Consider the following 17,103-nt stretch of genomic DNA (forward strand, 5'->3'; position numbering starts at 1 on the left):
AGGAATATGAGTATGAGCAATAATCAAGATAAAAAACTGATTGTCGTCACTGGAGCAAATAAAGGACTGGGTTTTGAAACGGCTAAACAGTTAGCGGAGTTAGGACATCACGTGGTCTTGACGGCTAGAAATGAACAAGCAGGAAAAGCGGCCTGCCGCTTACTTGCAGAGCAAGGATTAGAAGCCGATTTTATTCAACTGGATATTAGCGATTCGAGCAGTATTAAAACCTTCACTGAAACCCTTGCTGATCGCTATCAGCATGTGGATGTACTGATCAACAACGCAGGGGTGTTTTTTGATTGGGAGTCGAGCGCAGCAACGCTTAAGTTAGACGAGCTCAGCGATACACTTAAAACGAACTTGTTTGGCACCATTGAGATCACGCAAAGTTTGTTACCTGTGCTTGGACGGGCATCCGCGGCTAAAGTCATTAATGTAAGCAGCGACTTAGGATCAGTCTCTTTTGCGTCAGACTCAAATAATGAATATTACGGCGTAAACGGCACCGCGTACCGTATTTCAAAAGCGGCACTGAATATGTATTCAACCCAACTTGCTAAAGAATACGCGCAATCCAATTTAGTTGTGAGCGTGGTATCTCCTGGTTGGTGTCAAACAGATATGGGCACCAATGCTGCCCCTCGAAGTGCAGAGCAAGGTGCCCGCAGTATCGTTGATGCTGCGTTAGAACCCGCAAATAAATATCACGGTAAGTTTGTTTTAGATAGCCAGTTTTTGGCTTGGTAAATCATTTTGTCACTAAGGAAAGAAATAATGAGTAAACATAAAAATAGCCATCATCAGCGCATTGGCGAACGATTTGAGTCTTTCGTAGCAAAGCATCCGATCTGGAATAATCCATTGTTCATCGCGTGCAACAACAATAAATTAAGCTTAGAAGATTATGGCTTTGTGATTAGTCAGCACTTTTATTATTCTCGAGGATTTACCCGTTTGTTATCTGCATTAATGATGCAGTGTGATAACGATTACTATCGCGCAGAGTTATCTCATAACCTTTGGGAAGAAGCAGGAGAAGAAGACCAAGAGAACTGCCACTCAAACTTGCTGCGTCGTATGATCACCAATACCTTCGGCCTTGATAATCCAGATGCGACAGAATTTAGAGATTACACGGTAGGCTACTTTAACGATTGCTTAGATTACTTAAAAAATGGCGACTTGATCCGTGCCGCAGCATTTTTAGGTTGGGGGACTGAAGGGGTTGTACCACGCATTTATAGCCACTTTTTCAACGGGTTGACGAAGTTAGGTGTACCTGAAGAAGAGTTACTGTACTTAAGCTTGCATATGGAATGCGATGATGAGCATTCTGAGGTGATAGAAGCGATTGCGTTGGATGCTTGTAACGATGATACAGAAACACATTGGTTGGCGATTGAAGAAGCCATCGATCATTCGCTTACATTACGTGACCGTTACTTTAGACAGCTATATGAGGAGTTAGAGGCACGTCAACTCAAGCAATTAGTCAAGCAGGTTACGAATGAGAAGCCGTATGCCGACTTAGCGCAGTTAAATGATTTATATGCTAATGTAGCTAATAAGCAGGGTGTGCCACTTTATAAAAACGATGCCCAAGATCAAAATGTTAGTTTTGAAGTCACACGCTTTAAAGTGGCCAGTGAAGTGATTGACCCTCGTTTGCTCGAGATCCCCGTTGGTAAACGAAACGAAAAGCATCGTCATGCACATGAGTCAGTATTTTATGTGCTAAGTGGCTCAGGTATCGTGCATGTAGATGAGCAAGAGATCAAGGTTGCTGCAGGCGATCTCGCCTATGTACCACGTTGGTATGATCATTACACACAAAACACCGGCGACACACCGCTAAAAGTATTAGCACTAACAGACTATGGATTTACTCGCTGTTTTGCTAAAAATACAGAGCGAAGCTATCGTCAACAGCCTGATAATGTTGCCGTATAAGCTTTAGCCTCTTTGTTAACTAAACACAATCAGCCATGCACACCGTGCGTGGCTTTTTTATGTTTAAAATATGCACTTTGCAGCATGGATTATTTTAAAAACAATGAGAGATAAAAAATCGACTGCCGCAGCAGTCGATTTGTTTGGGGATGAAATTAAGGGGGAACTAAAGTCGTTTTGGTGGCTTTTCGCCGCGGTATATAATCTTGTCGTCGCTATTTAATACAATCCAATACGGTAGACTGGTTATCTCATACTTTTGAAACAGTTGGTTATGCGCATCTAAGATCACCGGGTGATTGAGCTTAAAGCGCTGCTGATAAGATGCGACATCCTGTGATGTGATATAAAAAGGTTTAATAACTGTTTTAACCGGTATCTCACTGAGGTCGACGAGTCGATTGTTTGCTTTAATTTTTTGCTCGCATTTAGGCAGATGTTGAAAAGGACATAATGCGTCGCTAAAAAACAGCACTTGTGAGTTGCCGTGATGGCCAAAGTGGTGCGGTTTGCCATTTGTGTCTTTGAGCGTGAGATCTGTGTCTGACTTGTTTTCGAGTAAAATATTATCGTGGCTTATCACTGTGTCTGATGATGGTTGTTTACCAAGAAAGTTGATTTCTTTCACTTTACCATCGTCTAGTATCACCTGAGAGGGGGTCTGCCATACCCCAAGTGATAGTGCCAGCTGCTGGTTTTTGTCTATTTGTAATCCTGAAAACTGTGGGTAGGTTTCAACAAAGCCGTTGAGTACGTTGTTATCAACATTGATATCTGGCTGTAGGAAAACTCGCGTTACATCTGCTTGCTTAGGAGGCAGTGTTGTGGGGGTGTAGTATTCATCCCAAAGATTAATAAAAATCAGTTCTACTTTGCCATGTTTTAAAGTGCTGGTCGCTTGGTCTTTTTTAACCATACTGAAAGCGCCGCCTTGCTTTGGAATATTCTGTGCAAAGCTTGAATTACTAAAGGCTAACAGAGCAAATAAAGCTGCTAAAATATGCGTTATTTTCATTAGATACTCCTTATTTTAAAGCGCTAAGGCGCTGCTTTAATTCATCGGTTAACAGCGCACTGCGAAATACTTCTTTGCCTTGTGAATCAAGCAAAATGTGCGTTGGAGTACCCGTGACATTGTATTTTTTTACGAGCTCTCCTCGCTCATCGAAAATAGTCGGTACTGTATAATCATGTTTTGCCATATAGCGCTTAACCAGTCCTAAATTCTGGTTAAAGCCGATATTAACGGAGATAACCTCCAAGGTATCTTTGGTGTGTTCGTAGGTGTCCTGTAAATGGGGCATTTCTTCTAAGCAGTAGCTACACCAAGTTGCCCAAAACTTGAGATAAATAGGCGAGTTACCAACGGGCAGGATATCTCCTGCGATAGAGGTTGCCTTAAACGGTGGTGTGACGGGCTCTGCAGCATGATTGGAAAAGCTCGCGATAGCCAGTGCCACTGCACTTAGTGAGTTTCGATAGTTCATTATCTTTCCTTATAGATATAAAAGTTGTCCGGCGCGCAGTAAGTAATATTCACTCATGATTAAAAACAGCAGAAATAAGGCCCATTGGATGGTACTCAGCCACTTCCCTGATTTGGGCAATTTAGTAATGAAGCCGCTAGAAATGCCGGCTAAAAAAAGCAATAAGCACATACCAACGGAGAACGTAAAGAGAATGGAGATGCCCCATGAAAGGCTTTGCTTTTGGGCTACAAACAGCAAGATGGCTGCGAGTACTGGAGAGCTACAAGGCGCAGCAACAAAGCCGCTGGCGACGCCCATCAAAAATGCAGACTTTGAGTTGGTCTGAAAGTTATGCTGTGTAATAAATGCCGGAAGAGGTATCCAGCCTTTTAAAACAAAAGCAAAGAGTAGCAAGATGTTGGCAAACGCGATTTGCACATAAGGGTTACTTGCAACAGTACCAAAAAACTGTCCTGTCATGGCGGCTGTTGCACCTAAGGCAGTATATACCAAAGCTACCCCCAAACAGTACAGTAAAGCTCTTAGCGCAATTGGAGAGCCGCTGCGTTGTTGTCCCAAAGTTGCAACGGTGATAGGGATAATCGGGTAGATACAAGGTGAGAGACTCGTTAAAACCCCCATCAATAACGCAACCCCAAGCCAATATAAGCTAGGAGTGTCTTGCTGTAGTAAATCAATAAAGAATGATTCTGACATACTCTTTTTCGCCGAGTTGTTGTAAAGGTCGCCTCAAAGTTAATTGAATTGTCCCAGATTGGTATCAATAACGACTGAAATATATATAAAATAAATAAAACCAGTTAAATCAAAATATTAGTGGTATTCAGTTGATATGAATTTGGTTTAGGAAGAACCCTCATTTACCCGTTATTCGACGATGGGTGATTGTCAAAGCACAGATGTGGTTATGGTGATCGAGCCGCGCATTAACACGTTGTAGGCTCAGTAGGAGATATAGTAGTAATACATTGCTCATTCTAGCGAGCTAACTGACTTATTAACGGCGAATAACTACATACCGACATTGTTGCCTAGTTAATCTCAGTTTTGGGCAAATTTGTTTATCTGAAGCTGAGGTTAGTTATGAAGCCATTTATCTATCGTGACTGGCATAACGCAGAGTAGGGACGCTGATTGTGGCAAATAAAAACGCTCACATGATTGTGAGCGTTTTATGATGATTAAATCTATATAGGGCTTATCTAACTTTTAGACCCTTTTTCTCCATACCACGGTAGATAACCAGCATCTGTGCAATGGTGATCAAGTTAGATACTAACCAGTACAGCACAAGACCCGATGGGAATGGGAAAATAATGAAGAAGAAAGTAAATACCAACGGCATATACGTCATCATCTTCTGTTGCATTGGATCTGTTACCGTCATCGGCTGCAGTTTTTGCGTTAGGAACATACTTGCACCAAACAAGATTGGCAGTACATAGTATGGGTCTTTTGATGATAAGTCAGTTAACCAAAGCATAAACTCAGCGTGGCGAAGTTCTGTTGATTCTAAGAATACGTAGAACAATGCCAAGAAAATTGGCATTTGCAGTAATAGCGGTAAGCAGCCACCCATAGGGTTCACTTTCTCTTTGCGGTATAGCTCCATTGTTGCTTGACCGAACTTTTGGCGGTCATCACCATAGCGCTCTTTTAAAGCTTGCATTTTTGGCTGTAGCATACGCATCTTAGCCATTGAGGTGTATTGCGCTTTGGTAAGCGGGTATAGGGCTGATTTTACAATAATGGTGATTGCAATGATTGCCACACCCCAGTTGCCCACTACGCCGTAAATGAGTTTAAGTAATACAAACAGAGGTTGTGAAATAAAGAATAACCAACCGTAATCGACAGTTAGATCCAAGTCTGATTGAATTTCTTCAAGTGCATCGCTATCTTTTGGACCCATATAATAAGTTGCCGATAGTGTTGCGTTGCTATTGGCTGCGATATTAACTGGCTCATTTTTAATCCCGACAATACCTTGGCCATTGCGCAGTAATGAATAAATAGTACTGTTGATGGTTTGATCAGGTACCCAAGCACTTACAAAATAGTGTTGAATAAATGCAATATAACCACCCTGAGTATTTTTATTCAGATTCGCTTCGCTCATATCGTCAAAGCTATACTTCTCGTATGGCTCTTCAGATGTGCCGTATGCTGCACCTAAATAAGTTTGGTCTACCATACTACCTTTGCTTTGGATAGTACGTTTAACCTGGGTATATAGCTGTACTTGAATTGGATCGGCTGAGCTGTTGTTTACGTTGTACTCTAGAGCGACATCGTATTTTCCAGCCTTAAATACAAATGTTTTAGTAAAAGTAACACCTTTACTATCAACAAATGTAAGTGGAACGCGCAGTTCTTCACCGTTTAATGTGTATGCCGTTTGCTCACTTTGGTAAACAGGACGACCATCACGAGAAGCATCAGGACCATTTAAGCCAATCAAACCACTTTGTGAGATGTATTGTTTGTTTTCAAATTCGCCCAGTAATAAGTAAGGTTCTTCGCTACCATGGGTTTCGGCATGCTGAAGAAGTTTTGCCTCAACAATATCACCGCCCTTAGTATCAATTTTTACTTCAAATACATCGGTTGTCACTGATACGGTTGAACGAATGGCCTTAGTTGCTGCAACAGGCACATCGTCTTGGCTAGAAGCCGGAACGTCTTGTGATACAGGATTGGATGTAGGGGTGGTCACTTGCGTGGTGGCACTGGTATCGGCAATTGGCTTGTTATACGTATTGTTCCATTCTTGAAACAATAAAAACGATACAAGCAATAAACCAATAAATAAAAACGTGCGTTGTGATTCCATAACAGCTCTTATTTCTCGTGTTGGTGTTTAACTTGGGTTGATTTATCAGGCACGGGATCATCCCCGCCTGCGCTTAAAGGGTGACATTTTAATATGCGTTTAACTGCTAACCAACTCCCTTTTAGCAATCCATGACAATTAATTGCCTCAATTGCGTAGCTAGAGCAGGTTGGGTTAAATCGACAGTGTGGACCCAACATTGGGCTAATAAAGCGTTGATAACCCCTAATGATAAAAATTAAGGCAGCTTTTGGTAACGCAATTATCTGCATACACCTACGCTGAAACACTTTATTTGTCATTGTCACATTTACTATGTTCAAAAGGTGAGCTAAAGATACCTTAAATAGCCATTTAAAGCTATGAATCAGAGGGATTATCGCGCTTTTGCTGGTTATTTGCTGGCGATTTATTTGGTTTTGCATTTTTCGCTGGACGCTTTTTAAACGGCTTAGGTTTTGCAGCTCCAGGCTTGCAGCGCTCGTTGATTTTGCGCCATAGTTTGTCGAGTTGTTTAGTTAACTCTTCATTACTTTGTTCTGCAATCCCACTTTTAACCATCAAAACAATATCTATATTGTCGAGCTTATTTTGGTTCAAACGGAAACTTTCGCGAGCAAGTCGTTTTATTCGGTTACGTTGGCAGGCTAACTTACAACGCTTTTTAGCTACGGTTAGACCTAGACGCGGACGTCCAACATCATTTGGTTTTGCAAGTAAAGTAAAGAAGGGGGTAGCTGCGCGAGCAGGTTCTTGAAATATACGAGAGTAATGCGAGGGAGTTAACAGACGTAACTCCCTGCCAAAGCTAAAGCTTTCCACTTATATTAAGCAGAAAGTACTTTACGGCCTTTAGCACGGCGACGTGCTAGTACTTTACGGCCATTTGCAGTTGCCATGCGAGCACGGAAACCGTGAGTACGTTTGCGCTTTAATACGCTAGGTTGAAAAGTTCTTTTCATAACAATTCCATCCGATCGGTTAAGTTTAAAACATCCTATGCAGGTCGCGATCCTGGCACAGGTGCCATTGCGAGCGCGAGATAGTAATGCCGACAGGCCCTAAAGTCAATCATAATCTTACATCGCTGGTGGTTTTTTACGTCCAAAGCGATATTAAGCCTGTCAGTTAGGGTTGGCACTATTATATAGCAAGATCTTCCGATCGACCTAGTAGATCGTGATCGATCTGATCTAATTGAAGTTTTCCACAGGTATTGCGCAAAATCTGACAGAAAGCTATGGAAAACTAAAATAGATCGTAAATTAATAATGAGATCTTGGTGGTTTTTTGCTATGATCTAATTCTTGGATCTAAAATAAAATTTATATAAAAACAAAGGGTTGTATTTTTTTATCAACAAGATCCTCATTTTTAAAAAAGTCAATATTGAAGTTGTGGATAAGATCGCTTCATAATACTCGGCTTCCACAAATAATTTAATGATAATAAACGATAATTCCTGTATATATTTACACCTTTTGGTGTCCGGGAATATTAACTGCTTTTGGAGTTCAGCGTGTATCTGTCGGTTTGGCAAAGTTGTTTATATGTATTGCAAGATGAATTACCATCTCAGCAATTTAGTATGTGGGTAAGACCACTACAGGCAGAGAGTACCGAAGATACCTTAACGATTTACGCGCCTAATCGCTTCGTATTGGACTGGGTTCGTGAGAAGTACCTTAATCGTATTAACGAATTACTGATCGAAATCTGTGGTGATGAAGCCCCTGAGTTGCGCTTTGATGTTGGTAGCAAGCCTATTCTTGGGCAAGCTGGGACACAAGATAAGCCAGCGCAAGTGACTACGCACACACAAAATGGTCATCACTCTGCTGCCGTGCCAAAAGCGCCAGCAAGTAGTGAAAAAGTTGAGCCCGCACCTAAATCTGCCTATAAGTCGAATATTAAAGAAAACTATACCTTTGATAACTTTGTTGAAGGTAAATCTAACCAATTAGCAAAAGCAGCTGCAACGCAAGTAGCGGATAATCCTGGTTCTGCATTTAATCCGGTTTTCATTTATGGTGGCACGGGTTTAGGTAAGACTCACCTATTACATGCTGTTGGTAACGGCATTTTAGATAAAAAGCCTGATGCAAAAATTGTTTATATGCATTCTGAGCGTTTTGTTCAGGATATGGTTAAAGCACTGCAGAATAATGCTATAGAAGAGTTTAAGCGTTATTACCGTAGTGTAGATGCATTAATGATTGATGATATTCAATTTTTTGCTAATAAAGAACGCTCTCAAGAAGAGTTCTTTCATACCTTCAATGCGCTGTTAGAAGGTAACCAACAAATTATCTTAACTTCTGACCGTTATCCAAAAGAAATTGAAGGCGTAGAAGACAGGCTTAAATCGCGCTTTGGTTGGGGGTTAACAATTGCAATTGAGCCTCCTGAGCTTGAGACTCGTGTTGCAATTTTAATGAAAAAAGCGCAGCAAAGTAATATTAACTTGCCGCATGAAGTGGCGTTTTTTATTGCTAAAAAGCTACGTTCAAACGTACGTGAGCTTGAAGGTGCACTGAACCGCGTGATTGCAAATGCAAACTTTACCGGTCGTCCCATTTCTATTGATTTTGTAAAAGAAGCATTGCGCGACTTGTTAGCATTGCAAGATAAGTTAGTTACCATTGATAATATCCAACGCACAGTTGCAGAATATTATCGTATTCGCGTATCAGATCTATTATCTAAACGTCGTAGCCGCTCTGTAGCTCGACCTCGTCAAGTAGCAATGGCGTTATCTAAAGAATTAACCAATCACAGCTTGCCTGAAATAGGCGATGCATTTGGTGGTAGAGACCATACTACGGTTTTACATGCATGTCGCAAAGTGAAGTCACTTCGTGATGAATCTCACGAAGTTAAAGAAGATTATCAAAACCTGATCAGAACATTGTCATCTTAAGGGCTGTTTAAGTTATGCAAATTATCATTTCAAGAGAGCAATTTTTAAAGCCGCTCATGCAAGTGTCTGGCGCGATTGAGCGCAAGCATACATTACCTATTTTATCGAACGTGTTATTAGAGATAAAAGACGGTACCTTGGCAATGACGGGAACTGACTTAGAAATTGAGTTAGTTGCTACTGTAAACTTGGAACAGCCAAGCGCTGATGCAAAAATAACTTTACCAGCTAAGAAGTTACTTGATATCTGTAAAAGTTTGCCCGATGGTAGTGAGCTGAAGTTTGAGAGTCAGGAACATCAGTTATTAATCACAAGCGGTAAGAGCCGTTTTTCATTGACCACGCTTGCTGCGGAAGACTTTCCAAACCTAGAACAATGGGATGGCGAAGTTGAGTTTCAATGCTCTCGCTTGGAATTGCGTAAATTACTAGAAAGTACGCACTTCTCTATGGCCAACCAAGATGTTCGTTATTATCTAAACGGCATGTCTTTTGAAGTAGATAATAATGAAATTAAAACGGTTGCGACCGATGGACACCGTTTAGCTATCGCGCAAAAAACATTAGCGAGTTCAGTAAATACGCAGCGCCAATTAATTATTCCCAGAAAAGGGGTGCAAGAGATTATGCGCTTGTTACCAGCTGATGAGGAGAGCATCACAATTCAGTTTGGTGCAAATCATGTTCGTTTAATGGACGCTGAGTTTACATTTACAAGTAAACTCGTAGATGGCCGTTTTCCAGACTATCGTCGTGTTTTACCTCGCGGTGGTGACAAACTTGTACATGCTAATCGCGAATGGCTGCGTAGTGCATTCCAACGTGTATCAATCTTGTCGAATGAAAAGTTTCGCGGTGTTCGTTTGAACTTATCTAATGGTATATTGAAGATCAGCGCAAACAACCCAGAACAAGAACAAGCGGAAGAAGTGGTTGAAGTTGGGTATCAAGGTGACGATTTGGAAATTGGGTTTAACGTTTCTTATGTTTTAGATGTACTTAATACATTGAAGACAGAAGATGTCCAATTTACCTTGCTTGATTCTAACAGCAGTGCTTTGATCGAAGGTGTTGGGGATGAAGAAGCAACTTATGTTGTGATGCCAATGCGTTTGTAATATGAGTTTAACGCATCTAAGCCTCGGTGATTTTCGTAACATCGAGGCACTGGCTTTTGAGCCAAGTCCTGACATCAATATTATTTATGGGGCTAACGGCAGCGGTAAAACTTCATTACTAGAGGCCATTTATTTTCTTTCCCATGGAAAATCTTTTCGAACAAATAAGCATAAAATTCTTATCCGTCACGAACAAGCTCGTTGCGTAGTTCACGCAAAAAAACAAATACATAACTTGTCTATACCAGTGGGTATAAGTAAAGACCAAGCGGGCGAAACTAAGCTGAAAATTCAGGGGCAGTCTAGTAGAAGAATGTCTGAACTCGCACAGCTTATTCCTGTTCAGGTGATAACTCCAGAAAGCTATGAATTATTTTTTGGCGGGCCAAAGGAGCGTAGAAAGTTTTTAGACTTAGGCGTGTTCCACGTGGAACATTCTTTTTTTACAGCTTGGCGTGATTTTAATAAAGTACTCAAGCAGCGTAATGCGCTTCTTAAATCAAGGCCTTCAAACTACGCGGAACAGATCCAATATTGGGACAAAGAATTTGTAAGGCTTGCTGAGCAAATAAATAATCATAGAAAAGCGTATATAAGTAGGTTTGAGGCGCTATTTTTTGATAAAATAGTTGGTCAGATACCCATATTTTCTGGGTTAGAATTACGTTATGATGCAGGATGGAAAGATTGTCTTGCGACACAACTAAAACAACAATTTGAACGTGATGTTAAGCTTGGCTATACAAGTAGAGGGCCTCATAAGGCTGACTTTAGTTTTTATAGTCAGGGTCACGGAGTGGAAAATATTCTGTCTCGAGGTCAACTCAAACTGCTTTTGTATGCATTGAAAGTATCGCAAAATAGTTTGATTGAGTCGGAGACGGATAAGCAGTCAATACTGCTTATTGATGACTTACCTTCAGAACTAGGTGAAGAAACGATGCAGAGTGTTTCTGCTTTATTGGCACAATGTCAATCTCAATTGTTCATTACAGCCATCACCGCTGAAAGTATTTCTGCTGTTGTGGAACCGATGCAAAGAGCATGTAGTATGTTCCACGTGAAACATGGCAGCTTAATAACAAAATAATTGGAAGAAACCATGTCTGAAAATTACGATTCGTCCAGTATTAAAGTACTGAAAGGATTGGATGCAGTAAGAAAGCGTCCAGGAATGTATATAGGGGATACTGATGATGGGACTGGTCTACATCATATGGTGTTCGAGGTTGTAGATAACTCGATCGATGAAGCTTTGGCGGGCTACTGTGACGATATTTTTGTCACTATTCACACCGATGGTTCTGTATCAGTTCGCGATAATGGTCGAGGCATTCCTACTTCAATTCATGAAGAAGAAGGTGTGTCTGCTGCTGAAGTTATCATGACCGTATTACACGCGGGTGGTAAGTTTGATGACAATTCATATAAAGTATCTGGTGGTCTACACGGTGTAGGTGTATCGGTTGTAAATGCGCTTTCTGAAAAACTACAATTAACAATTCGCCGCGAAGGCAAAGTGCATCAGCAAAAGTATTCGATGGGTGTACCAGATGCGCCACTAGCAGTAATTGGCGAATCGGATACAACGGGTACTGAGCTTCGTTTCTGGCCAAGTGGTGAAACATTCACAGATATTAACTTCCATTACGATATTCTTGCTAAGCGTTTACGCGAACTTTCATTTTTGAATTCAGGCGTGAGTATCATTTTAAATGATGAACGAGAAGAGAATAAACAAGACCACTTTAAGTACGAAGGTGGTATTAGGGCATTCGTTGAATACTTGAACCGTAAGAAAACGCCAGTTCATCAAAGTGTATTCCATTTTACCACCGAGCGTGAAGATGGTATCAGTGTAGAAGTATCTATGCAGTGGAACGATGGCTTCCAAGAAAATATCTATTGTTTTACCAACAACATTCCTCAACGAGATGGTGGAACACACTTAGCTGGTTTCCGTGCTGCGTTAACACGTACGTTAAATACCTATATGGAAAAAGAAGGGTTTAACAAAAAAGCGAAGACCACAAGCAATGCGACAGGTGATGATGCCCGTGAAGGCTTAACGGCTGTTGTTAGCGTTAAAGTGCCAGATCCAAAGTTCTCGTCTCAGACGAAAGATAAACTAGTATCAAGCGAAGTTAAGTCTGCTGTAGAACAAGCAATGGCTGAAAAGCTCACTGAGTTCTTACTTGAGCACCCAGCTGATGCAAAAACCGTTGTCGGAAAAATTATCGATGCAGCACGAGCGCGTGAGGCAGCGAGAAAAGCAAGAGAAATGACGCGCCGTAAAGGTGCTATGGATTTGGCTGGCTTACCAGGCAAGCTTGCTGACTGCCAAGAAAGAGATCCTGCGCTTTCTGAACTATACATAGTGGAGGGTGACTCTGCGGGTGGTTCTGCTAAGCAAGGTCGTAATCGTAAAAACCAAGCTATTTTGCCGTTGAAAGGTAAGATCTTGAACGTTGAAAAAGCACGTTTTGATAAGATGCTTTCTTCTCAAGAAGTGGCAACACTGATCACCGCACTAGGCTGTGGCATCGGTCGCGATGAGTATGACCCAGAAAAACTTCGTTATCACAGTATCATTATCATGACCGATGCTGACGTTGATGGTTCTCACATTCGTACGCTTCTTTTGACGTTCTTTTATCGTCAAATGCCAGAAATCATTGAGCGTGGTTATGTCTATATTGCTCAGCCACCACTTTACAAAGTGAAAAAAGGTAAGCAAGAGCAGTATATAAAAGATGATGCTGCGTTGACTATTTACTTGACCTCATTAGCTTTAAACGGTGCGGCGTTATACCCAAGTGAGGGGGCTGCTGCGATTGAAGGTGACGCACTTGCTGAAATCGTAAATGATTACCAAAATACGGTTAAGATCATCGACAGACTCAATCGTAAATACCCAGCATCGGTTACTAATCGTTTGATTTATCAATCAGAATTAACAGAATCTGATTTATCAGATCAAGTAAAAGTAAAAGCTTGGACAGAGTCATTGGTAGCTGATCTAGTCGACTGCGATGAAGATGCGACTATCTTTAGCTCGGATGTGAGTTTTGATGATGAGCGAAATATGTATTACCCAGTGGTGAAAATTCGCCAGCATGGTGTTGATAAGTCATACACGCTTGATTATAACTTCATCACTTCTAAAGATTATGTACGCATTGCTCACACTGGTAACAACATCAGCAAGATACTTGGTAAAGATGGCTATATTCAGCGTGGTGAAAAAACCTACCCAGTAGATAACTTTGTAGATGCTTTAGAGTGGTTGATTGGTGAGTCGAAACGTGGCTTGTATACACAACGTTATAAAGGACTTGGCGAGATGAACCCAAGTCAGCTTTGGGAAACTACAATGGACCCAAGTGCTCGTCGTATGCTACGCGTAACCATTGAAGATGCTATAGCTGCAGATCAGCTATTTGCAACGTTAATGGGTGACCAAGTTGAGCCTCGTCGAGAGTTTATTGAAACAAACGCATTGCGCGTAGTTAACTTAGACGTATAACACCCACATACGTTGAAAAAAAGCAGCCAAATGGCTGCTTTTTTGTATTTTAACGCTTAAAACGTGACACTGCTCGCGGTATACTGAGCATAATTTTCAATCATTATTCCTTGCTGGCGCGTACTTGCGTAGCGCTAGTTTCAAGGGCAAGAAGATCCTAATTATAATTAAGCCAACTATGCAAAAATATGACGTAAAAACCTTCCAAGGGTTGATCCTGGCTTTACAGGATTATTGGGCACAGCAGGGCTGTGTGATTGCACAACCGTTAGATATGGAAGTAGGCGCGGGTACATTTCACCCTCTGACTTTCCTGAAATCTATTGGCCCAGAGCCAATGTCGAGTGCGTACGTGCAACCGTGTCGTCGCCCTACAGATGGCCGCTATGGTGAAAACCCAAACCGTTTACAACACTACTATCAATTCCAAGTGGTACTTAAGCCGTCTCCAGATAACATTCAGGAGCTTTATTTAGGCTCGTTAGCGGCGATGGGTATTGATACTCTCACTCATGAAGTACGCTTTGTAGAAGATAACTGGGAGTCACCTACATTAGGTGCCTGGGGTTTAGGTTGGGAAGTGTGGCTAAATGGTATGGAAGTAACACAGTTTACCTACTTCCAACAAGTCGGCGGCTTAGAGTGCTCACCTGTAACAGGTGAAATTACTTATGGTTTAGAACGTCTTGCCATGTATATACAAGGTGTTGATAGTATCTATGACCTTGTTTGGACTGATGGTCCTATGGGTAAAGTGACCTATGGCGATGTATTCCACCAAAACGAAGTAGAGCAGTCTACTTATAACTTTGAACATGCTGATGTGGATGCACTGTTTGCACAATTCGATCAATGTGAAAAAGAGAGCCAGAAGCTTATTGAAGCTGGTTTACCATTACCAGCATACGAACAGGTAATGAAAGCATCTCATGCCTTTAACTTACTAGATGCGCGACATGCCATCTCTGTAACAGAACGCCAGCGTTATATCTTGCGTGTACGCGCATTGTCTAAGGCATGTGCACAGGCATACTATGATGCTCGTGAAGCACTTGGTTTCCCGCTTTGTAAGGATTAAGCATGTTGACTGAAAATCTATTAGTAGAAATTGGTACTGAAGAGTTACCACCAAAAGCCTTACGTAAGCTTGCTGAGGCATTTCGCGATAATATGGCAAGTGAACTTGCTGCGCTTGAGTTAGGTTATCAAGCCATCGAATGGTATGCATCGCCTCGTCGTCTAGGCCTACGAGTAACTGCACTTGAAACACAACAACAAGACAAAGTTGTTGAAAAACGTGGTCCTGCAACTAAAGCCGCATTTGATGCTGAGGGTAACGCCACTAAAGCAGCGCAAGGTTGGGCGCGCGGTTGTGGTATTGACGTATCTGAAGCGCAAACGTTAGAGACTGACAAAGGTGCGTGGTTAATACACCGAGCTACGGTAAAAGGCCAGCAAGCAAGTGAATTACTTGCGGATGTCATTAACAAGGCTCTGGCTAAGTTGCCTATTCCTAAGCCGATGCGTTGGGGTGCAAATAAGACGCAATTTATCCGTCCTGTGCATACCGTTGCCGCATTATTAGGTGGCACACAGATCTCTGGTGAAGTGCTTGATAAGCCAATCAGCAATGAACTACAGGGCCACCGTTTTCATCACCCAGAGCGCGTTACACTTAGCCATGCAGATGACGTTTTTGAGGTACTAAAAGGTGCTTATGTTATTGCCGATTATGAGGCACGTAAGCAGCTGATCAGAACTCAAATTGAAGACGCTGCGGCTAAAGTAAATGCTAAAGTTGCAATGGACGAAGACTTGCTTGAAGAAGTGACCTCTCTAGTTGAGTGGCCAGTAACGTTAACTGCATCATTTGAAGAGTCTTTTTTAGACGTGCCTGCTGAAGCGCTTATCTATACCATGAAAGACGATCAGAAGTATTTCCCGCTGTTAGACGAGCAAGGTAAGTTGATCAACAAGTTCTTGTTTGTTTCTAACATCGAAAGTAAAGACCCAAGTGTGGTTATTTCGGGTAATGAAAAGGTAGTACGTCCGCGTTTAGCCGATGCGCAATTCTTCTTCGAAACCGATAAGAAGAAAACCCTTGAAAGTCGTTTAGCGTCTTTAGATACCGTGCTGTTCCAAAAGCAATTAGGAACATTAAAGGACAAGTCTGAGCGTATTTCCGCGCTTGCAGGTTTCATTGCCGATCAAGTAGGTGCAGATAAGGCGCTTGCTGAGCGTGCTGGTTTGCTAAGTAAAACTGACTTAATGACTGAAATGGTCATGGAATTCACCGATGTGCAAGGTGTGATGGGGATGCATTATGCTCGTGTAGATGGTGAAGCGGAAGAAGTCGCACTTGCACAAAACGAGCAATATATGCCACGTTTTGCTGGTGACGATTTGCCTTCAAACCCGATCAGCTATGCTGTAGCACTTGCAGATAAGTTTGATACCTTAGTGGGTATTTTCGGTATCGGCCAAGCACCGAAAGGGGATAAAGACCCATTTGCTTTACGTCGTGCTGCGATTGGTGCATTACGTATTATGGTTGAAAAAGAGCTTGCGCTTGATATCAACGATATTGTTGCCAAGTCTCGCGCGCTGTTTGGCGATAAACTCAGTAACAACAGTGTTGCTGAAGACGTACTCGAGTTTATGCTTGGCCGTTTCCGCGCTTGGTATCAAGACGAAGGTATTAGTGTTGATGTTATTCAGGCAGTGTTGGTGCGCCGTCCAACTTCCCCAGTTGATTTTGACCGTCGTGTTAAAGCAGTGAGCCACTTCCGTTCGTTACCGCAAGCTGAAGCGCTAGCGGCTGCAAATAAACGAGTGAATAATATTCTTGCTAAGAACAATGTTACTTCTGATGCACAAGTGAACAGTGCGCTATTAAGTGAAGATGCAGAGAAGGTATTGGCTGAGCAAGTTTCTGCACTTACAGCTGAATTGGCGCCTATCTATGAGCAAGGCGACTATCAACAAGCATTAACCCGATTAGCAAGCTTACGCGATGCGGTGGATAGCTTCTTTGATAATGTTATGGTTATGGCTGATGACGAAGCGGTTAAGCTAAATCGCTTGGCGCTATTAAGCCAATTAAGTCGTTTGTTCTTAAACACTGCTGATATTTCTGTGTTACAAAACTAATACGCACTTTAGAAAAAAGCCAGCACAAAAGTGCTGGCTTTTTTTTCGTAAGAGCAAATAAAATTAAAGAGCTAAGAGTAAGCAAGTATTCACTTAATTTTGCTTAACCTTGG

15 protein-coding genes are annotated in these 17,103 nt (G+C 41.8%); 8 read left to right on the top strand and 7 right to left on the bottom strand.

Annotation, left to right across the window (positions count from 1 at the left end):
- The first annotated feature begins 12 nt into the window (after window positions 1-12).
- Together HG263_RS12545 and HG263_RS12550 are read left to right on the top strand one after the other, a co-directional pair.
- Window positions 13-750, top strand: coding sequence for an SDR family oxidoreductase (locus HG263_RS12545; RefSeq protein ID WP_171626419.1), 738 nt, complete (start codon window positions 13-15; stop codon window positions 748-750).
- 27 nt (window positions 751-777) lie between these two features.
- A complete protein-coding gene (locus tag HG263_RS12550; RefSeq protein ID WP_171626420.1) occupies window positions 778-1,953 on the top strand; it encodes an iron-containing redox enzyme family protein in 1,176 nt (391 codons plus the stop codon).
- A gap of 166 nt (window positions 1,954-2,119) precedes the next feature.
- Here the strand turns inward: HG263_RS12550 and HG263_RS12555 are convergent, their stop codons facing one another.
- The 7 genes from HG263_RS12555 to rpmH all read right to left on the bottom strand — a co-directional run bounded on the left by HG263_RS12555 (window position 2,120) and on the right by rpmH (window position 7,238).
- Window positions 2,120-2,968 carry a thioredoxin domain-containing protein gene (locus HG263_RS12555; protein WP_171626421.1) on the bottom strand — a complete coding sequence of 283 codons (849 nt, stop codon included), beginning with the start codon at window positions 2,966-2,968 and terminating at the stop codon, window positions 2,120-2,122.
- 10 nt (window positions 2,969-2,978) lie between these two features.
- On the bottom strand, window positions 2,979-3,440 hold the full coding sequence (locus HG263_RS12560; RefSeq protein WP_171626422.1) for a TlpA family protein disulfide reductase: 462 nt from the start codon (window positions 3,438-3,440) through the stop codon (window positions 2,979-2,981).
- A 9-nt stretch (window positions 3,441-3,449) separates the two neighbouring features.
- Entirely contained in the window at window positions 3,450-4,139 is a 690-nt protein-coding gene (locus tag HG263_RS12565; protein ID WP_171626423.1) for a cytochrome c biogenesis protein CcdA, read from the bottom strand.
- Between the two features lie 502 nt (window positions 4,140-4,641).
- Complete coding sequence (gene yidC, locus HG263_RS12570; protein WP_171626424.1) at window positions 4,642-6,276, bottom strand: membrane protein insertase YidC; 1,635 nt, start codon at window positions 6,274-6,276, stop codon at window positions 4,642-4,644.
- A gap of 8 nt (window positions 6,277-6,284) precedes the next feature.
- Entirely contained in the window at window positions 6,285-6,548 is a 264-nt protein-coding gene (yidD, locus tag HG263_RS12575) for a membrane protein insertion efficiency factor YidD (protein WP_171626465.1), read from the bottom strand.
- Between the two features lie 88 nt (window positions 6,549-6,636).
- On the bottom strand, window positions 6,637-7,098 hold the full coding sequence (gene rnpA / locus HG263_RS12580) for a ribonuclease P protein component (protein WP_171626425.1): 462 nt from the start codon (window positions 7,096-7,098) through the stop codon (window positions 6,637-6,639).
- 5 nt (window positions 7,099-7,103) lie between these two features.
- Window positions 7,104-7,238 carry a 50S ribosomal protein L34 gene (gene rpmH, locus HG263_RS12585; protein WP_008488847.1) on the bottom strand — a complete coding sequence of 45 codons (135 nt, stop codon included), beginning with the start codon at window positions 7,236-7,238 and terminating at the stop codon, window positions 7,104-7,106.
- A 557-nt stretch (window positions 7,239-7,795) separates the two neighbouring features.
- On the opposite strand from rpmH, the gene dnaA reads away from it, so the two are divergent.
- The 6 genes from dnaA to glyS all read left to right on the top strand — a co-directional run bounded on the left by dnaA (window position 7,796) and on the right by glyS (window position 16,990).
- Complete coding sequence (gene dnaA / locus HG263_RS12590) at window positions 7,796-9,196, top strand: chromosomal replication initiator protein DnaA (RefSeq protein ID WP_171626426.1); 1,401 nt, start codon at window positions 7,796-7,798, stop codon at window positions 9,194-9,196.
- A 14-nt stretch (window positions 9,197-9,210) separates the two neighbouring features.
- The gene (dnaN, locus tag HG263_RS12595; protein ID WP_171626427.1) at window positions 9,211-10,314 is read left to right on the top strand and encodes a DNA polymerase III subunit beta; all 1,104 of its coding nucleotides are present in this window, start codon (window positions 9,211-9,213) and stop codon (window positions 10,312-10,314) included.
- 1 nt (window position 10,315) lies between these two features.
- Window positions 10,316-11,404: a DNA replication/repair protein RecF gene (gene recF / locus HG263_RS12600; RefSeq protein ID WP_171626428.1), complete on the top strand. Its 1,089-nt coding sequence runs from the start codon at window positions 10,316-10,318 to the stop codon at window positions 11,402-11,404.
- 12 nt (window positions 11,405-11,416) lie between these two features.
- The gene (gene gyrB / locus HG263_RS12605; protein ID WP_171626429.1) at window positions 11,417-13,840 is read left to right on the top strand and encodes a DNA topoisomerase (ATP-hydrolyzing) subunit B; all 2,424 of its coding nucleotides are present in this window, start codon (window positions 11,417-11,419) and stop codon (window positions 13,838-13,840) included.
- Window positions 13,841-14,018: 178 nt separating this feature from the next.
- Complete coding sequence (gene glyQ, locus HG263_RS12610; protein ID WP_171626430.1) at window positions 14,019-14,918, top strand: glycine--tRNA ligase subunit alpha; 900 nt, start codon at window positions 14,019-14,021, stop codon at window positions 14,916-14,918.
- 2 nt (window positions 14,919-14,920) lie between these two features.
- Window positions 14,921-16,990 (top strand): glycine--tRNA ligase subunit beta, encoded by a 2,070-nt coding sequence (gene glyS, locus HG263_RS12615; RefSeq protein WP_171626431.1) that lies wholly within the window; start codon window positions 14,921-14,923, stop codon window positions 16,988-16,990.
- The last annotated feature ends 113 nt before the right edge of the window (window positions 16,991-17,103 follow it).

The sequence above is a fragment of the Pseudoalteromonas caenipelagi genome (genome assembly GCF_013140855.1).
Classification (GTDB): Bacteria; Pseudomonadota; Gammaproteobacteria; order Enterobacterales; family Alteromonadaceae; genus Pseudoalteromonas; species Pseudoalteromonas caenipelagi.

Excerpts from the sequence above, each read along its gene's own strand:
- HG263_RS12565 (WP_171626423.1), bottom strand. The coding sequence starts at position 4,139 with ATGTCAGAATCATTCTTTATTGATTTACTACAGCAAGACACTCCTAGC.
- HG263_RS12545 (WP_171626419.1), top strand. The coding sequence starts at position 13 with ATGAGCAATAATCAAGATAAAAAACTGATTGTCGTCACTGGAGCAAAT.
- glyQ (WP_171626430.1), top strand. The coding sequence starts at position 14,019 with ATGCAAAAATATGACGTAAAAACCTTCCAAGGGTTGATCCTGGCTTTA.
- glyS (WP_171626431.1), top strand. The coding sequence starts at position 14,921 with ATGTTGACTGAAAATCTATTAGTAGAAATTGGTACTGAAGAGTTACCA.
- HG263_RS12550 (WP_171626420.1), top strand. The coding sequence starts at position 778 with ATGAGTAAACATAAAAATAGCCATCATCAGCGCATTGGCGAACGATTT.
- yidD (WP_171626465.1), bottom strand. The coding sequence starts at position 6,548 with ATGCAGATAATTGCGTTACCAAAAGCTGCCTTAATTTTTATCATTAGG.
- gyrB (WP_171626429.1), top strand. The coding sequence starts at position 11,417 with ATGTCTGAAAATTACGATTCGTCCAGTATTAAAGTACTGAAAGGATTG.
- HG263_RS12555 (WP_171626421.1), bottom strand. The coding sequence starts at position 2,968 with ATGAAAATAACGCATATTTTAGCAGCTTTATTTGCTCTGTTAGCCTTT.
- HG263_RS12560 (WP_171626422.1), bottom strand. The coding sequence starts at position 3,440 with ATGAACTATCGAAACTCACTAAGTGCAGTGGCACTGGCTATCGCGAGC.
- yidC (WP_171626424.1), bottom strand. The coding sequence starts at position 6,276 with ATGGAATCACAACGCACGTTTTTATTTATTGGTTTATTGCTTGTATCG.
- dnaN (WP_171626427.1), top strand. The coding sequence starts at position 9,211 with ATGCAAATTATCATTTCAAGAGAGCAATTTTTAAAGCCGCTCATGCAA.
- recF (WP_171626428.1), top strand. The coding sequence starts at position 10,316 with ATGAGTTTAACGCATCTAAGCCTCGGTGATTTTCGTAACATCGAGGCA.
- rpmH (WP_008488847.1), bottom strand. The coding sequence starts at position 7,238 with ATGAAAAGAACTTTTCAACCTAGCGTATTAAAGCGCAAACGTACTCAC.